14 protein-coding genes are annotated in these 15,367 nt (G+C 64.3%); 10 read left to right on the forward strand and 4 right to left on the reverse strand.

Going from position 1 to position 15,367, the window contains the following annotated elements; genetic code table 11:
* Positions 1 to 236: 236 nt before the first annotated feature.
* Together AC5ZFO_RS09520 and AC5ZFO_RS09525 are read right to left on the reverse strand one after the other, a co-directional pair.
* On the reverse strand, positions 237 to 1,247 hold the full coding sequence (locus AC5ZFO_RS09520; protein WP_282521038.1) for an alpha/beta fold hydrolase: 1,011 nt from the start codon (positions 1,245 to 1,247) through the stop codon (positions 237 to 239).
* Between the two features lie 180 nt (positions 1,248 to 1,427).
* The gene (locus AC5ZFO_RS09525; RefSeq protein ID WP_028154913.1) at positions 1,428 to 2,126 is read right to left on the reverse strand and encodes a winged helix-turn-helix domain-containing protein; all 699 of its coding nucleotides are present in this window, start codon (positions 2,124 to 2,126) and stop codon (positions 1,428 to 1,430) included.
* Positions 2,127 to 2,290: 164 nt separating this feature from the next.
* Between AC5ZFO_RS09525 and AC5ZFO_RS09530 the strand changes: the two genes are divergently transcribed.
* From AC5ZFO_RS09530 to AC5ZFO_RS09540, 3 genes are read left to right on the forward strand one after another with little or no spacing between them, the layout of a single operon-like run.
* Positions 2,291 to 2,599, forward strand: coding sequence for an NIPSNAP family protein (locus AC5ZFO_RS09530; RefSeq protein WP_282521037.1), 309 nt, complete (start codon positions 2,291 to 2,293; stop codon positions 2,597 to 2,599).
* Between the two features lie 24 nt (positions 2,600 to 2,623).
* Positions 2,624 to 2,974 (forward strand): antibiotic biosynthesis monooxygenase family protein, encoded by a 351-nt coding sequence (locus AC5ZFO_RS09535; RefSeq protein ID WP_028151163.1) that lies wholly within the window; start codon positions 2,624 to 2,626, stop codon positions 2,972 to 2,974.
* 51 nt (positions 2,975 to 3,025) lie between these two features.
* Positions 3,026 to 3,835, forward strand: a complete 810-nt coding sequence (locus AC5ZFO_RS09540; protein ID WP_063982628.1) for an isocitrate lyase/PEP mutase family protein — start codon at positions 3,026 to 3,028, stop codon at positions 3,833 to 3,835.
* A gap of 161 nt (positions 3,836 to 3,996) precedes the next feature.
* On the opposite strand, the gene AC5ZFO_RS09545 is transcribed toward AC5ZFO_RS09540, so the two are convergent.
* Positions 3,997 to 4,392, reverse strand: coding sequence for a hypothetical protein (locus AC5ZFO_RS09545; RefSeq protein ID WP_282521036.1), 396 nt, complete (start codon positions 4,390 to 4,392; stop codon positions 3,997 to 3,999).
* A 165-nt stretch (positions 4,393 to 4,557) separates the two neighbouring features.
* Here AC5ZFO_RS09545 and AC5ZFO_RS09550 point away from each other — a divergent pair, with 165 nt between their 5' ends.
* Positions 4,558 to 5,202: a trimeric intracellular cation channel family protein gene (locus tag AC5ZFO_RS09550; RefSeq protein ID WP_282521035.1), complete on the forward strand. Its 645-nt coding sequence runs from the start codon at positions 4,558 to 4,560 to the stop codon at positions 5,200 to 5,202.
* Between the two features lie 39 nt (positions 5,203 to 5,241).
* Here AC5ZFO_RS09550 and AC5ZFO_RS09555 read toward each other — a convergent pair whose 3' ends face one another.
* The gene (locus tag AC5ZFO_RS09555; RefSeq protein ID WP_282521034.1) at positions 5,242 to 6,450 is read right to left on the reverse strand and encodes a c-type cytochrome; all 1,209 of its coding nucleotides are present in this window, start codon (positions 6,448 to 6,450) and stop codon (positions 5,242 to 5,244) included.
* Between the two features lie 272 nt (positions 6,451 to 6,722).
* On the opposite strand from AC5ZFO_RS09555, the gene AC5ZFO_RS09560 reads away from it, so the two are divergent.
* The 6 genes from AC5ZFO_RS09560 to AC5ZFO_RS09585 all read left to right on the forward strand — a co-directional run bounded on the left by AC5ZFO_RS09560 (position 6,723) and on the right by AC5ZFO_RS09585 (position 15,365).
* Positions 6,723 to 10,214 carry an indolepyruvate ferredoxin oxidoreductase family protein gene (locus AC5ZFO_RS09560; protein WP_496122005.1) on the forward strand — a complete coding sequence of 1,164 codons (3,492 nt, stop codon included), beginning with the start codon at positions 6,723 to 6,725 and terminating at the stop codon, positions 10,212 to 10,214.
* A gap of 476 nt (positions 10,215 to 10,690) precedes the next feature.
* Positions 10,691 to 11,848 (forward strand): thiolase family protein, encoded by a 1,158-nt coding sequence (locus tag AC5ZFO_RS09565; protein ID WP_253571758.1) that lies wholly within the window; start codon positions 10,691 to 10,693, stop codon positions 11,846 to 11,848.
* Positions 11,848 to 12,237 (forward strand): Zn-ribbon domain-containing OB-fold protein, encoded by a 390-nt coding sequence (locus tag AC5ZFO_RS09570; RefSeq protein WP_014494555.1) that lies wholly within the window; start codon positions 11,848 to 11,850, stop codon positions 12,235 to 12,237. Before AC5ZFO_RS09565 ends, AC5ZFO_RS09570 begins: the two co-directional genes overlap by 1 nt.
* Before the next feature lie 209 nt (positions 12,238 to 12,446).
* Positions 12,447 to 13,307: a MaoC family dehydratase gene (locus AC5ZFO_RS09575; protein ID WP_282521032.1), complete on the forward strand. Its 861-nt coding sequence runs from the start codon at positions 12,447 to 12,449 to the stop codon at positions 13,305 to 13,307.
* A 152-nt stretch (positions 13,308 to 13,459) separates the two neighbouring features.
* The gene (locus AC5ZFO_RS09580) at positions 13,460 to 14,338 is read left to right on the forward strand and encodes an SDR family oxidoreductase (protein ID WP_282521031.1); all 879 of its coding nucleotides are present in this window, start codon (positions 13,460 to 13,462) and stop codon (positions 14,336 to 14,338) included.
* 73 nt (positions 14,339 to 14,411) lie between these two features.
* Positions 14,412 to 15,365: a dihydrodipicolinate synthase family protein gene (locus tag AC5ZFO_RS09585; RefSeq protein ID WP_496122006.1), complete on the forward strand. Its 954-nt coding sequence runs from the start codon at positions 14,412 to 14,414 to the stop codon at positions 15,363 to 15,365.
* Positions 15,366 to 15,367: the final 2 nt, after the last annotated feature.

Below are 15,367 nucleotides of genomic sequence, written 5' to 3' on the forward strand. Positions count from 1 at the left end.
GCACAATGAATCAAAAGACACGATTCGACACGTTAAATCTGGGGACGTGCCGACACGTCGCGATCCAAACCTGCCAATCATGACCTGAATGCGGCATGAACATTATCCGCATGCGGCTGCAGGCGACAGCAATGGCGCTGGAGCGCCGTCCCGATGGAATCGGAACGGTGCTCCAGCTTCTTTGTTCTGACGCATTTTCTTGACGCGAACCGGTATCCACTTCGCTCGAAAACGCTCTAGCGACCGAGAAAGCCCAGCACCAATTCCTTGTACTTCTCCGGCGCCTCCAGGAAGACGAGGTGACCGGTGTCCGGGATCACCTCGGCCCGCGCGTTCGGCATCTTTGCGGCGAGCGCCCTTGCCAGCTCCGCGTTCTGGCCCATTTTCGCGCGCAATGCCTCCGGCGCGTTTGGCCGGCCCGGCGCGTTGTGATCGTCGGCGCCCATGATGAACAACGTCGGCTCGGTGATCAGCGCGACTTCGTGCGCGACCGGCTCGCGATAGATCATCTGGCCGGAGCTGACATAGGCGCGCAGCCAGCGCGGATAATCCGGGCTGCCCTTGATGTTGAAGCGGGCATCGACGAACGGCGTGATCGCGTCCGGCGGCAGCTTGATCGCATAATTGGTCTGGAGCTGCTTGCGGTAGCCGTCGGGTGTGAGCTTGTCCTCGCTCTCGATGATCTTTTCGGTCGGCGTCGGCGGCACGTAGAGGCGGTAGTCTTCCAGCCCGATCGGCGCGGTCAGCACGAGATGGGCGACACGCTCCGGATAGGCGCGGGCGATGCGCACGCCCAGCATACCGCCGAGCGAGTGTGCGATGACCTCGGCCTTGTCGATCTTGAGATGATTGAGCAGCGCAATGGTGTTGCGCGCCAGCGTGTCGAAGTGCAATTCGCCTTGCGGCTTGGAGGATTTGCCGAAGCCGATCTGGTCCGGCACGATCACGCGAAAACCGGCGTCACTGAGCATCTTGATGACGGGCGCCCAGTAGCTCGATGGAAAATTGCGTCCGTGCAGCAGCACGATTGTGCGGCCGTTCGGCCGCTCGGGCGCAACGTCCATATAGGCCATGCTGAGCTGCTCGCCGTCGTTGATGACAGGCAGAAGATGCACGGGATACGGATAGGCGAAGCCTTCGAGCGCGATGCCATAGGGCTCGCGCGGGGTGGTGTCGGCGGCGTAAGCGGACGTGAACGGGGAAGCGAGGAGGGTTGCGGCGAGAGCCGCGCGAAGGATATAGCTCATGGAGGGCTCAGAGTAATGGTTGAAGCTGGGAGACACGACCTCCGTCATGCCAGGGCCTGTCCCGGGCATCCACGTGGTTCGGCGAGAACTGCACTAAAGGCGTGGATGGCCGGGTCAAGCCCGGCCATGACGATGGTGCTCGTTCACACGCAAACGTGCGATCTCACGCACCTGGCGTGATCAATCCTTCCCAGTCCCGAACAGCGTCGCAAACTGCTTCTCGCCGGTGCGGGTGAAATTCACCACGCGGCTGCCGGGCGTGGCGTCGCGCGCAGCCCATTTCAGCTCAGCGAAACGCTGCATCATGGCGGCGCCCAGCGTGCCGGCGAGATGATGGCGCCGCTCGCTCCAGTCCAGGCAGGCCTTGCACACCGGGCGGCGCGGATGGGTGAGCATGTCGGGCGAGATCTGCAAATGCTTTGCGAGAAACCGCTCGCCCTCGGCCGTCAGCTCGATGTCCTGCTTCTTCTGCCTGACCAGGTTTCGCGTGCGTAGACTATCGAGCATCTGCACCCCGAGATCGCCGGCGAGGTGGTCGTAGCAGATCCGCGCGCGCCGCAGCGCCGGATCCTTCGGCCCGGTGCGCACGCGCATGTGGCCGGTGCGCGCGGCAAGGCCCGCAAGGCCTTCGAGCACGCCGGCCACGTCATCGTCGGTGAGGCGGTAGTAGCGGTGGCGGCCCTGCTTCTCCGGCTCGATCAGCCCGCCGGCCTCGAGCTTGGCCAGATGCGAGCTCGCGGTCTGCGGCGTGATGCCGGCCTCCTGCGCGAGCTCGCTCGCCGTCAGCGCGCGGCCGTTCATCAGCGCGGTGAGCATGTTGGCGCGGGCGGGGTCGCCGACCAGCGAGGCAATCATGGCGATGTCAGGACCTGATTTCATGCTTCGATGGTAGCCGAAGCATTGCGGTGGGGCAAGGACGTAGTCTGTCTCTGCGAACACGTCATTGCGAGCGAAGCGAAGCAATCCAGAAATGTTTCCGCGGAGGGATTCCTGGATTGCTTCGCTGCGCTCGCAATGACGATGTGGAAACACAGGAGCCAACCATGTCCGTCACCGTCTTCATCCGCTACCAGCTCGATCCCTTCAAGCGCGCGCAGTTCGCGGAATATTCGAAGCGCTGGCTCACCATCATCCCGAAATGCGGCGGCGACCTGATCGGCTATTTCATGCCGCATGAGGGCACCAACAACATCGCGTTTGCGCTGATCACCTTCGAGAGTCTGGCCGCCTATGAGGCCTATCGCGCCCGGCTGCGGCAGGACGCGGACGGCATGGCCAACTTCCATTTCGCCGAGGAGAACAAATTCATCCTCGCGGAAGAGCGCACCTTCCTGCGCAAGGTGGTATTGTAGACCGCCAACGCAAAGGAGACGCCCATGATTGCCGTGATTTTCGAAGTCTGGCCCAAGCCGGAACATCGCCAGGACTACTTCGACCTCGCGGCCGACCTGAAGCCGATCCTGCAAACCATCGATGGCTTCATCTCGGTCGAGCGCTTTGAAAGTCTGACCGAGAAGGGCAAGATCTTGTCGGTGTCGTTCTGGCGCGACGAGGCGGCGGTTCAGGCGTGGCGCAACACGATGGAGCACCGGCGCACGCAGGCGAAGGGCAGGGCAAAGATCTTTGCCGATTATCACCTGCGCATCGCCAGCGTCATCCGCGACTACGGCATGAATGATCGCGAGCAGGCACCGAAGGACAGTCGCGCCGTGCACGACGCGCACTAGCGCACTTGAAAATGCGCGCTTATGTCTGCGCGGCCAACAAGGGAGAGAAACATGCATGTGACAACCGCTGACAAGCGCGCCACGTTCAAGACAATGCACGAGAGCGGCTGCTTCATCCTGCCCAATCCGGTCGACGTCGGCAGCGCCAAGGCGTTGCAGCATCTCGGTTTCAAGGCACTGGCCTCATCGAGCGCGGGCTTTGCCTGGACCATCGGCAAGGCCGACAACCACGTCACGGTCGACGACGTCTGTCAGCATCTGGCAGCATTGTGCTCGGCCGTCGACATCCCCGTGAATGCGGATTTCGAGGGTGGCTTTGCCGTCGAGCCGGACAAGGTTGCGGACAATGTCGAGCGTGGTGTGCGTACCGGCGTCGCCGGCCTCTCGATCGAGGATTCCACCGGCGACAAGGACAAGCCGCTCTACGAGCGCGCGCTGGCGGTCGAGCGCATCAAGGCCTCGCGCAAGGCGATCGGCGACAGCGGCACGCTGCTGGTCGGCCGGTGCGAGGCGTATTTGTGGGGCGTGACCGACCTCAAGCTCGTCATCGACCGGCTCACGGCCTATGCGGACGCAGGCGCCGATTGCCTCTACGCGCCGGGCCTGAAGACGCGCGAGGACATCGCCGCGGTGGTGAAGGCTGTCGCACCAAAGCCGTTCAACCTGCTGATCGGCGCGTCCGGCCTGTCCTTGCAGGAGGCCGCCGACCTCGGCGTGCGCCGCATCAGCGTCGGCGGCTCGCTCGCCCGCGCTGCCTGGGGCGGCTTCATGCGCGCCGCGAAGGAGATGGCGGAGAAGGGGACCTTTACGGAGCTTGGCACCGGCTATTCCGGTGGCGAACTCAACAAGATGTTCAGCTGAACGAAAAGCGGCGGGATGTGAGGTCCCGCCGCTCTCTCATCCTCTCGCTGTCATGCCCCGCGAAAGCGGGGCATCCAGTACGCTGCGGCCTCTCGATTCAATCTCCGCCGCTGGTGGAATACTGGGTCGCCCGGTCAAGCCGGGCGACGACAGCTGTTGTCTTACTTCGCGCCCTCGGACGGGGCGGCCGGATCAGGCGCCGCCGGCTTGCTCGGGGCAGCACCCGTGGTCACGCCGGGGGCGGTGTTGTTGCGCGGCGTCACGTCGCGCATGCCGGGAGGCGTGGCCGGATTCGCAGGCGGAGCCTGCTGGGCGGTCTGCGTCGCCGGCGTGTTGCTCGCCTGGTTGCCGGTGCTCGTGTTGTTCAGTCCGTAGAACACGGCACCCAGTACCAAGGCGATCGCCACTGCGAACAAGGCTACCTTGCCGCTGGAGGCGGGGCCTTCGCCAAGCTCGGGATCGGCCTGAAGCTCGGCATCCCGTCGCGCCGCACGGACATATTCATCATCGGCGAGATTCGGGCGATACGGATCGTTGGGAAAACGGTCGTCAGCCATCGATTTTGTCTCCTCGATTATTGCAGCTGGACAACCCCTAGATGCGAGATTCCGTTCCGCCCTCCTTAGTGCTTTCGTCGCATGTTGCCCTTGCGCGAGGAATCGGGAACCTGTTCATTTTGGAACCGTGCGCGTCGGTTCCATCGATGGGGAAGGGAACAAGCGATGTGGAGCTTGCCGCCGAGCGATAGCGTGCTGCATCTGTTGTCGCTGGTCGCGGTCGCAGCGCAAGGCATGACCGCCGCGCTCGCCGCCGGCCGCCGGAGCATGGACTGGCTCGGCGTCTGCTTCCTCGGCTGCATCACCGCGCTCGGCGGCGGCACCTTGCGCGATCTCTTCCTCGGGCATTATCCGTTGGCCTGGGTCGCTCATCCCATCTATCTCGCGCTGGCCGGCGGCGCGGCCTTCCTCACCATCCTGATCGCGCGGCTCGTGCACCGGCTGAAGCTGGCCTTCATCGTGCTCGATGCCATCGGTCTCGTCGTCTTCACCATGACCGGCTGCGACATCGCCTGGCAGACGAATGCCGCGCTGCCGATCGTCATCGTCTCCGGCATGGTGACCGGCTGCGCGGGCGGGGTGCTGCGCGACGTGCTCTGCAACGACGTGCCGCTGCTGTTCCGCTCCGAGCTCTATGCGACCGTTTCGGTGGCGACCGGCCTGTTCTACGCCACCGCCTTCGGCCTCAATCTCAACGCCGAGCTCTGGACGATCCTGACGTTTGTCCTCGGCGTCAGCTTCCGCCTGCTCGCGGTGCGTTACAAATGGGAGATGCCGAAATTCGTGTTCACGGAAGGCGAGGAGCGGTAGGGCTCTTTCGTTCACTGCTCGCAATGATGGAGGTGAGAGCTACGGCGCCCTCCGCGCCTTCGCCACTTGCGCCGCGGTCACCAGCGGCGCGGCGTTGCCCCAGGAATTGCGGATGTAGTTCGTCACGGCGGCGATCTCTGCGTCGGACAATTGCTTGGCATAGCCCGGCATCTCGCCGGTGTTGGGCGCGCGTGGCGTCGTCACGGTGTGGGCGCCGTCGAGGATGATGCGCAAGCTGGAGGACGGATTGACCGATTGCAGAAGCGCGTTGCCGGGCAGCGGCGGATAGATGCGCGGCGCGCCGGAGCCGTCGGCTTCATGGCAGGCGATGCAGAGTTTTGCGTAGACGGCCTGGCCGGCCTTCATCTCGGCATCGTCGGGTGGCGTCACGATCGACTCGCGCCGCGACGGCGGCAGACCCTTCAGATATTCCGCGATGGCGCGCACATCGGCATCGCTCATCTTCGAGGTCGAGCCGACGACCACCTCGGCCATCAGCCCGCCGGCATGGCTTTTGGCGTTGCGGCCACTCTGCAGATACTCCGTGATGTCCTCGACGCTCCACGACTTCAGCCCGGTGCGCGCGGCGCCATCGAGCCTTGGTGCGTACCAGCCGCCGACCTCGTTGCCAGACAGCGCCTGCGCAGTTTTGTCGGCGCCGAAATAGTTCTTCGGCGTGTGGCAGGCGCCGCAATGTCCGAGCCCGGTGACGAGATAGCCGCCCCTGTTCCACGCCGCGCTCTGGCTCTGGTCCGGCTCGAACAGGGCGGGCTTGAAATACATCGCGTTCCAGACCCGCATCAGGCGGCGATAGCCGAACGGCCAGCGCAGCTCCGGCGGCTTGTTGCGGCTCGCCACGGGCGCCAGCGTTCCAAGATAGGCCCGGATCGCCAGCGTGTCGTCCTTCGTCACCTTCGTGAAATAGGGATAGGGGAAGGCCGGGTAATAGTTCGAGCCGTCGGGCGCGACGCCGGTGCGCACCGCGCGGGTGAAATCGGCGTCGGTCCAGGCGCCGATCCCGGTGTCACGATCCGGCGTCAGGTTCGGCGCGTAGATCGCGCCGAAGGGCGTATCGATGCGCTTTCCGCCCGCGAATGGCTTTGCCGGATCGGCGGTGTGGCAGCCCGCGCAGTCGCCGGCCTCGACCAGCGCCTTGCCATAGGCGATCAGCTCCGGCGATGGCTCGGCGGCGTGGGCCGTGCTCGCAATTGCACTGCACAATGCGACAACGACCAGAATCATTCGCATCGAAAGCCTCCCCTGCGACCAATCGCCCGGACAGGAGCCTCACGTCGTTTCGCGATGGCGGGGGTATGGTGACACAAATTGAAAATGCTTGATGCCTTTGCAGCCACGAAATTGCGATTTTTACCCGGCGCTTCCTTTGGTCCAGATTTGTGATGCGGAGCGTTAAATATCCGACATAGAGTGGCAGAGATGGTCGGCGCGCCCTAGCTAAAAACAACGGGCAGGCAACGGCTTAAGTGGCCAAACGCTCAAAAGGGCGGAAGAGGACAAGAATGGGTATCAACCAGGGTCCGATCAGTCTCGACCAGAAATACACCCAGGAAACCGGGCACGTCTTCACCACGGGCATCCAGGCCCTGGTCCGGTTGCCGATGGCTCAGATCCGGCGCGACCGCGCCAATGGCCTCAACACCGCGGGCTTCATCTCCGGCTACCGCGGCTCACCGCTCGGCGGCTACGACCAGCAGCTGTTCGCGGCGCGAAACCATCTCGAGCAGTACAACATCAAGTTCCAGCCCGGCGTGAACGAGGATCTGGCGGCGACCGCGGTGTGGGGCTCGCAGCAGCTCAACCTCTCGCCCGGCGCCAAATATGATGGCGTCGTCGGCATCTGGTATGGCAAGGGCCCCGGCGTCGATCGCTGCGGCGACGTGTTCCGCCACGGCAATGCCGCCGGCTCGGCCAAGAACGGCGGCGTACTGTGTCTGGCCGGCGACGACCACGGTGCAAAGTCCTCCACCGTTCCGCATCAGTCCGACCACGCCTTCATGTCGGCGCTGATGCCGTATCTCTATCCGTCCAGCATCCACGAGATGATCGAGATGGGCCTGCTCGGCATTGCGATGTCGCGCTATTCGGGCTGCTGGGTCGGCATGAAGGTGATCACGGAGACGGTGGAGACCACCGCCGAGATCGACCTCACCGACGAGATGAAGCCGTTCATCATCCCCCCGGATTTCGAGCTGCCGCCCGGTGGCCTCAATCTGCGCTGGCCCGACGACCGCTTCGAGCAGGACCGCCGCCTCCAGGACTACAAGGGCTTTGCCGCGATCGCCTTTGCGCGCGCCAACAAGGTCAACCGCGTCACCATGGACTCGCCGAACGCCCGCTTCGGCATCATGGCGTCGGGCAAGAGCTATGAGGACGTCCGCCAGGCGCTGCGCGAGCTCGGGATTACCGAGGAGGTCGCCGCCAAGATCGGGCTTCGCCTCTACAAGATCGGCATGCCCTGGCCACTGGAGCCGGAAGGCGTACGCCAGTTCGCGGTCGGCCTCGAAGAGATCTTCATCATCGAGGAACGGCGCGAGATCGTCGAGAACCAGGTCAAGCAGGAGCTGTTCAACTGGCGCGACGACGTCCGCCCGCGCATCGTCGGCAAGATGGACGAGCACGACAAGCGCTTCCTGACCTTCGCCGCCGAGCTCAGCGTTGCCTCGCTTGCGACCTCGATCACCGAGCGACTGCTTCGACTTAATCTCAACCCCGAGATTGCGGAGATGCTCCGCGTCAAGGCCGACTGGTTCAACGGCCGCCAGGCCACGCAAATGCAGGCGACGGCGCCTGTCTCCCGCACTCCGTATTTCTGCTCCGGCTGCCCTCACAACACATCCACGAAAGTCCCCGAAGGCAGTCGCGCCATGGCCGGCATCGGCTGCCACTTCATGGCGCTGTGGATGGATCGCTCGACCGAGACGTTCACCCATATGGGCGGCGAGGGCGTGCCGTGGGTCGGCATCGCGCCCTTCACCAACGAGAACCACATCTTCGCCAATCTCGGCGACGGCACCTACTTCCACTCGGGCCTTCTCGCCATCCGGCAGGCGGTCGCCTCCAAGACCAACATCACCTACAAGATCCTGTACAACGACGCTGTCGCCATGACCGGCGGCCAGCGCCATGACGGCGATCTCTCGCCGCAGCAGATCACGTTCCAGCTCCATGCCGAAGGCATCCGCGAGATCTACCTGGTCTCGGAGGCGCCCGATGCCTATCCCGCCGACACCATCGCGCCCGGCGTGAAGAAGTATCACCGCGACGAACTCGACAACGTCATGAAAATGTGCCGCGAGTACAAGGGCACCTCGGCGATCGTCTTCGTGCAGACCTGCGCCGCCGAAAAGCGCCGCCGCCGCAAGCGCGGCCTGATGGAGGATCCGGCGCGCCGCGTCATGATCAACCCGGCGGTGTGCGAAGGCTGCGGCGACTGCTCGGTGCAGTCGAACTGCATCTCGGTCGAGCCGCTGGAGACCGAGTTCGGCCGCAAGCGCGCCATCAACCAGTCGTCCTGCAACAAGGACTATTCCTGCGTGAAGGGCTTCTGCCCGTCCTTCGTCACCGTCGACGGCGGCAAGCCGCGCCATCGTGCGCCGGCCGATCTCGGTGACATCGGCGAGCTGCCGGAGCCCGCGTCTCGGCCGACGGTGGACAAGCCCTACAACATCGCCGTCGGCGGTGTCGGCGGCACCGGTGTGCTCACGATCGGTGCGCTGCTCGGCATGGCCGCTCATATCGAGGGCAAGGCCTCGATGATCCTCGACATGTCGGGCCTGGCGCAGAAGGGCGGGGCGGTGCTCAGCCACGTCCGCCTGTCCGATCATCCGGCCGAGGTGACCTGCTCGCGCATCGTCACAGGTACGGCGGATCTCGTGCTCGCCGCCGACGAGGTGGTCGCGGTCGCCAAGGATACGATCTCGCTCTGCGACACCAGCCGCACCCGCGGCATCATCAACAGCCACGTCATTCCCACCGCCGACTTCGTCCTCAACCGCGATTTCAACTTCCAGACCCGCAAGCTGAACGGGCTGCTGGAAACGGCGCTGCACAAGGACTCGGTGTTCTTCGACTTCACCAAGCCGGCCGAGCAGCTGCTTGGCGACAGCATCGCCACCAACATGATGATGATGGGATATGCCTATCAGAAAGGCCTGTTCCCGCTGTCGGCAGAATCGATCGAGCAGGCCATCGAGGTCAACGGCGTCGCGATCAAGATGAACAAGGAGGCTTTCCGCCTCGGCCGCCTCGCGGTCGCCGATCCCCAGCGTCTCGCCGACATGCTGAAGGGGACCGACGAGGTGGTTGCGCCGAAGACGCTCGACGCAATGACGCTGGATGAGGTCGTCGCGCATCGCGCCAAGCACCTGACCGCCTACCAGAGCGGCCGCCTCGCAAAACGCTATCGCAAGCTGGTCGACCAGGTTCGCGATACCGCCAAGCAGGGCGGTTATGACGATGCGCTGCCGCGCGCGGTCGCGGTGAACTACGCCAAGCTGCTGGCCTACAAGGACGAATACGAGGTTGCGCGCCTCTACACCGACGGTGCTTTCGAGCAGCAGCTCCGCGACCAGTTCGAGGGCGACTTCAAGTTCAACTTCAACCTGGCCCCGCCGATCCTCAGCAGCGGTGTCGACGCGCTCGGCCGCCCGAAGAAGCGCGCCTTCGGCCCGTGGATGCTGAAGGTCTTCCGCGTGCTGGCGAAATTCAAGTTCCTGCGCGGCACGCCGCTCGACATTTTCGGCCGCAGCGCCGACCGCAAGCTCGAGCGCGATCTGATCGTGGGCTACGAGAAGGACGTCGCTACCGTGCTCGGCCTGTTGTCGCCGGTCACGGTCGACACCGCGGTCGAGCTCTTGTCGCTGCCCGACCGCATCCGCGGCTACGGCCCGGTCAAGGAGAAGGCCGTCGCCGACGCGAAAGCCCGCTACGCCCAGCTCGCGGCCGACCTCGCAAGCCCGCCGCCCGCGCCAAGGCAGATCGCGGCGGAGTAGGGCGGTCTCGACGCGGACGCCGCCTCGTAGGGTGGGCAAAGGCGCGTAGCGCCGTGCCCACCATCCCACCAGAATCGATCAGGACGTGGGCACGCTTCGCTTTGCCCACCCTACGATTTCCCGTTTGAAATCAACGAGCGTTCTACTGTGCATGGGGTTGTTTTCGCGAAATCGGTTGTTTCGATAAAACGAAATCGCTTGTGCCGTCGGGCAAAACACCTTTAGGATTTTGCCTGTCGCGCCCGTCATTGCGAGCGCAGCGAAGCAATCCAGAAATGCATCCGCGGAAAGACTCCTGGATTGCTTCGCTACGTTCGCAATGACGGTGAGGAGGCAGACGGACGTTCCATGACCGTCGCCACTTGCGCCAACCCGCTGCCCTCTCGCCCGACGGAATATTTCCGCGCTTGCCAAGCTGGCCCCCGCGGTTCAGAAAAACGGAGCAAGAAGAAACGCGAGCGCGGAGACCTGACGTTTTGACCATCAAGGGCAAGGCCTACATTGCCGGGATCTACGAACACCCGACCCGGCATGCGCCGGACAAATCCACCGCCCAGCTCCATGCCGAGGTCGCCAAGGGCGCGATCGAGGATGCCGGGCTCTCCAAGGACGATGTCGACGGCTATTTCTGCGCCGGCGATGCACCGGGCGGCGCCTGGCCGATGGTCGATTATCTCGGCCTGAACACCAAAAAACTCCGCCACGTCGATTCCACCGAGACCGGCGGCTGTTCCTACATCATCCATCTCGGCCATGCCGCTGAAGCCATCGCGGCCGGCAAGTGCTCGATCGCGCTGATCACGCTCGCAGGCAAGCCGCGCACCGGCGTGATGCCGCCGCGCGCAGCCGGCGCGGAAGCCGATTTCGAGTCTGCTTACGGCGCGACCACGCACAATGCCTATGGCATGTGTGCCATGCGCCACATGCACGACTATGGCACCACGAGCGAGCAGCTCGCCTGGATCAAGGTCGCGGCCTCGCACCACGCGCAATACAATCCGCATGCGATGCTCAAGGATGTCGTCACCGTCGAGGACGTCCTGAACTCGCCGATGATCTCCGATCCCCTGCACCGCATGGATTGCTGCGTCGTCTCCGACGGCGGCGGCGCGCTGATCGTGACGACGCCCGAGATTGCGAAGAGCCTGAAGAAGCCGCTGGTCAAGCTGATCGGCCATGGCGAGGCGATGAAGGGCCCGCGCGGCGGCAAGGACCTCGATCTCACTTACTCTGCCGGCATCTGGTCCGGCCCGCGCGCGTTCGAGGAAGCCGGCATCACGCCGAAGGACATCAAATACGCCTCGATCTATGACAGCTTTACCATCACGGTGCTGATGCAGCTCGAGGACCTCGGCTTCTGCAAGAAGGGCGAGGGCGGCAAGTTCGTTGCCGACGGCAATCTGATCTCCGGCGTCGGCAAGCTGCCGTTCAACACCGACGGCGGCGGCCTCTGCAGCAACCATCCCGTCAATCGCGGCGGCATGACCAAGATCATCGAGGCCGTCAGGCAGCTGCGCGGCGAGGCGCATCCGAAGGTGCAGGTCAAGAATTGCGATCTCGCCATTGCCCACGGCACCGGCGGCCTCCTCGGCGTTCGCCACGCCGCCTCGACGGCCATTCTGGAGCGCGTGTGATGGTAGATGCAAAAAAATACCCGGCCCCGGTGACCAATCCGGAGACTGCCGCGTTCTGGGACGCAGCCAAGCAGGGCAAGTTCATGATCAAGCGCTGCACCGCCTGCGGCGAGGCGCATTACTTCCCGCGCTCGATCTGCCCGTTCTGCTACTCCGACAAGACGGTGTGGGAGGAGGCTTCGGGCGAGGGCACGATCTACACCTGGAGCCTGATGCGGAAGTCGCCGACCGGCCCTTACGCCATCGGCTACGTCACCCTGAAGGAGGGGCCGTCGGTGCAGACCAATTTCGTCGACTGCGATCTCGAGAAGCTGAAGATCGGCCAGAAGGTGAAGGTGGTGTTCAAGCCGACCGACGGCGCGCCGCTGCCGTTCTTCACGCCGGCCTAAATTTCTTCCCTTCTCCCCTTGTGGGAGAAGGTGGCGCGAAGCGCCGGATGAGGGGTTCTCTCCACGGAGAGAGTGTTCGCTGCGGAGCCAACCCCTCACCCAAACGAGTTTGGTGCAAGAGCGGTGCAGCCCTCTCGCACAAGGGGAGAGGGCACATTAACGAGCGCCGGTGCTCGCTGAGAAAAATGCCGGGGAGGAAACAGCCAAAAATGTCCGCCAGATACGAAGAACTCAAAGGCCTGAAAAACCTCGGCCAGAAGTACGCCTATGGTGATCGCGAAGTCATGCTCTACGCCTATGGCATCGGCCTCGGTGCCGATCCCATGAACGAGAGCGAGCTCGCCTTCGTCAACGAAGGCACGTTCACGCCGCGGCCGCTCAAGGTGGTGCCGACCTTTGCGTCCGTCGCAGCCTGGGGTTCGGGGCCGGGCGAGATGAACCTCAACCGCGTCATGGTGGTCGATGGCGAGCGTGACATCACCTTCCATCAGCCGCTGCCGGTGGCTGCGAACATCACGGCCGACTCCTCCGTTGTCGAGGTCTACGACAAGGGCAAGGACAAGGGCGTCGTCATCAGCCACCAGACCGTGCTCAAGAACGAGAAGGGCGAGAAGCTCGCAACGCTGGTCGCCTCGCGCTTCGCGCGCGGCGATGGCGGCTTTGGCGGGCCGAACCTGACCCAGCCCGATCCGCACAAGATCCCGACCCGGAGCCCCGACAGGACCATCGACATCGTCACACGCCCCGACCAGGCGCTGGTCTATCGCCTCTGCGGCGACCGCAACCCGCTGCACAGCGATCCGGAATTTGCGAAGAAGGCCGGCTTCCCGCGCCCGATCCTGCACGGCATGTGCACCTACGGCATCACATGCCGCGGCGTGCTCCAGACCTATGCCGACTACGACGCCTCTGCTTTCCGCCAGCACGTCGCGCGGTTCTCATCGCCCGTCTATCCCGGAGAGACCGTGACCATGGATCTCTGGAAGGATGGCAGCGTGATCTCGTTCGAAGCCAAGGTGAAGTCGCGCGGCGTCACCGTGATCAAGAACGGCAAGACGGTGCTGGGATGATCGAGCCGCTTGCGCTGCTCTGAGTTATTTCGTCATGCCCGGGCTTGTCCCGGGCATCCACGTTCTTTCGTGCAGTTGGCGATCAAGTTCGTGGATGGCCGGGACAAGCCCGGCCATGACGGAGCAAGAAAAACAAGCAGGGAGAAGCCACGATGGGACTACTCGACGGCAAGGTTGCGCTGATCACCGGCGCGGGCGGGGGGCTTGGTGAGGCCTACGCAAAACTGTTCGCGCGGGAAGGGGCGTCCGTCGTCGTCAACGATCTCGGCGGTCCCCGCGACGGCTCAGGCGCCGACAAGTCGATGGCGCAGCTCGTGGTCGACGCGATCAAGGCCGAGGGCGGCAAGGCGGTCGCCAACGGCGCCGACATCTCCACCATGGAGGGCGGCCAGTCGGTGTTCGACGACGCCATCAAGCATTTCGGCCGTGCCGATATCCTCGTCAACAACGCGGGCATCCTCCGCGACCAGACCTTCGCCAAGGCGTCCGAATCCGACTGGGACAAGGTGATCAAGGTGCATCTGAAGGGCACCTTCTGTTGCACCATGCCGGTGTTTCGCTGGATGCGGGAAAACGGCGGCGGCGTCATCGTCAACACCTCCTCGACATCAGGGCTGATCGGCAATTTCGGCCAGACCAATTACGGCGCGGCCAAGGGCGGCATCTGGGGCCTGTCCAACGTGCTGGCGATCGAGGGCCGGAAGTACAACATCCGGATCTGGACGCTGGCCCCGGGCGCTCTGACCCGCATGACCGCAGACCTGCCCCGCTATAAGGAGAACCCCGGCGCGGCGCTGGGGCCGGACGGCATCGCGCCGGCCGTGCTATATATGGTCAGCGATTTGTCGGGCGACCAGACCGGCAAGGTGCTGGGCGTATCCGGGCCCCGCGGCGTGCGCGAAATGCGGATGATGGAAATGGACGGCTGGAAGCCGCCGCACACGGGCTGGAAGGCCCAGGACATCGCCGATCACGCCAAGGAGATCTTCTTCTCCGAGGAGCAGATCAAGATGGGCGCGCGGCGGTTTTAGCCACACTGTCATTCCGGGGCGCGACGACGTCGCGAGCCCGGAATGACGACAGACGATAGGACAGAGAGACCAGATGAAACTGACCGCCGACGCCAAGGGCACCTTCGCAATCGCGCCGACACCGTTCCACGATGACGGCCGGATCGACGAGCGCTCGATCGACCGCCTGACCGATTTCTACGAGGAGGTCGGCTGCGACGGCGTCACGGTGCTGGGCATCCTCGGCGAGGCGCCGAAGCTCGACGCCGCGGAGGCCGAGCAAGTCGCGGTGCGCTTCGTCAAGCGCGCCAAGAAGATGCAGGTGATCGTCGGCGTCTCAGCGCCTGGCTTTGCCACGATGCGCTCGCTGGCGAAGGCCTCGATGGATGCAGGCGCGGCCGGCGTGATGATCGCGCCGCCGCCGTCGCTCCGTACCGACGACCAGATCGTCGGCTACTATAAGCAGGCGGCGGAGGCGATCGGGCCCGATGTGCCCTGGGTGCTGCAGGACTATCCGCTGACGCTCTCGGTAATCTTCACCCCTGCGGTGATCCGCAAGATCGTCACCGACAATCCGAATTGCGTGATGCTCAAGCACGAGGACTGGCCGGGTCTGGAAAAGATCTCGACACTGCGCAACTTCCAGAAGGACGGCTCGCTCCGTCCGCTCTCGATCCTCTGCGGCAATGGCGGACTCTTCTTGGATTTCGAGATGGAGCGCGGCGCCGACGGCGCCATGACCGGCTACGCTTTCCCGGAGCTCCTGATCGACGTCGTGCGCTTCTCGAAGGAGGGCAAGCGCGACGCTGCGCATGATCTGTTCGACGCGCATCTGCCGCTGATCCGCTACGAGCAGCAGCCGGGCGCAGGCCTGGCGGTGCGTAAGCACGTGCTGCAGAAGCGTGGCATCATCGCTTCCAGCGCCCAGCGCAATCCGGGCGCGACCATCACGCCGGCAGCGAAGGCGGAGGTCGACTACCTCCTGTCGCGCGTCGCCCGCGTCGACAAGCGCGCCAATCTCGGCCCGCAATCCAGCGCCGCAGGTTAGTT

Source organism: Bradyrhizobium sp. Unk1 (assembly GCF_059512345.1).

Coding starts and splice junctions, on each gene's coding strand:
- AC5ZFO_RS09520 (WP_282521038.1), bottom strand. CDS start 1,247: ATGAGCTATATCCTTCGCGCGGCTCTCGCCGCAACCCTCCTCGCTTCC.
- AC5ZFO_RS09525 (WP_028154913.1), bottom strand. CDS start 2,126: ATGAAATCAGGTCCTGACATCGCCATGATTGCCTCGCTGGTCGGCGAC.
- AC5ZFO_RS09530 (WP_282521037.1), top strand. CDS start 2,291: ATGTCCGTCACCGTCTTCATCCGCTACCAGCTCGATCCCTTCAAGCGC.
- AC5ZFO_RS09535 (WP_028151163.1), top strand. CDS start 2,624: ATGATTGCCGTGATTTTCGAAGTCTGGCCCAAGCCGGAACATCGCCAG.
- AC5ZFO_RS09540 (WP_063982628.1), top strand. CDS start 3,026: ATGCATGTGACAACCGCTGACAAGCGCGCCACGTTCAAGACAATGCAC.
- AC5ZFO_RS09545 (WP_282521036.1), bottom strand. CDS start 4,392: ATGGCTGACGACCGTTTTCCCAACGATCCGTATCGCCCGAATCTCGCC.
- AC5ZFO_RS09550 (WP_282521035.1), top strand. CDS start 4,558: ATGTGGAGCTTGCCGCCGAGCGATAGCGTGCTGCATCTGTTGTCGCTG.
- AC5ZFO_RS09555 (WP_282521034.1), bottom strand. CDS start 6,450: ATGCGAATGATTCTGGTCGTTGTCGCATTGTGCAGTGCAATTGCGAGC.
- AC5ZFO_RS09560 (WP_496122005.1), top strand. CDS start 6,723: ATGGGTATCAACCAGGGTCCGATCAGTCTCGACCAGAAATACACCCAG.
- AC5ZFO_RS09570 (WP_014494555.1), top strand. CDS start 11,848: ATGGTAGATGCAAAAAAATACCCGGCCCCGGTGACCAATCCGGAGACT.
- AC5ZFO_RS09575 (WP_282521032.1), top strand. CDS start 12,447: ATGTCCGCCAGATACGAAGAACTCAAAGGCCTGAAAAACCTCGGCCAG.
- AC5ZFO_RS09580 (WP_282521031.1), top strand. CDS start 13,460: ATGGGACTACTCGACGGCAAGGTTGCGCTGATCACCGGCGCGGGCGGG.
- AC5ZFO_RS09585 (WP_496122006.1), top strand. CDS start 14,412: ATGAAACTGACCGCCGACGCCAAGGGCACCTTCGCAATCGCGCCGACA.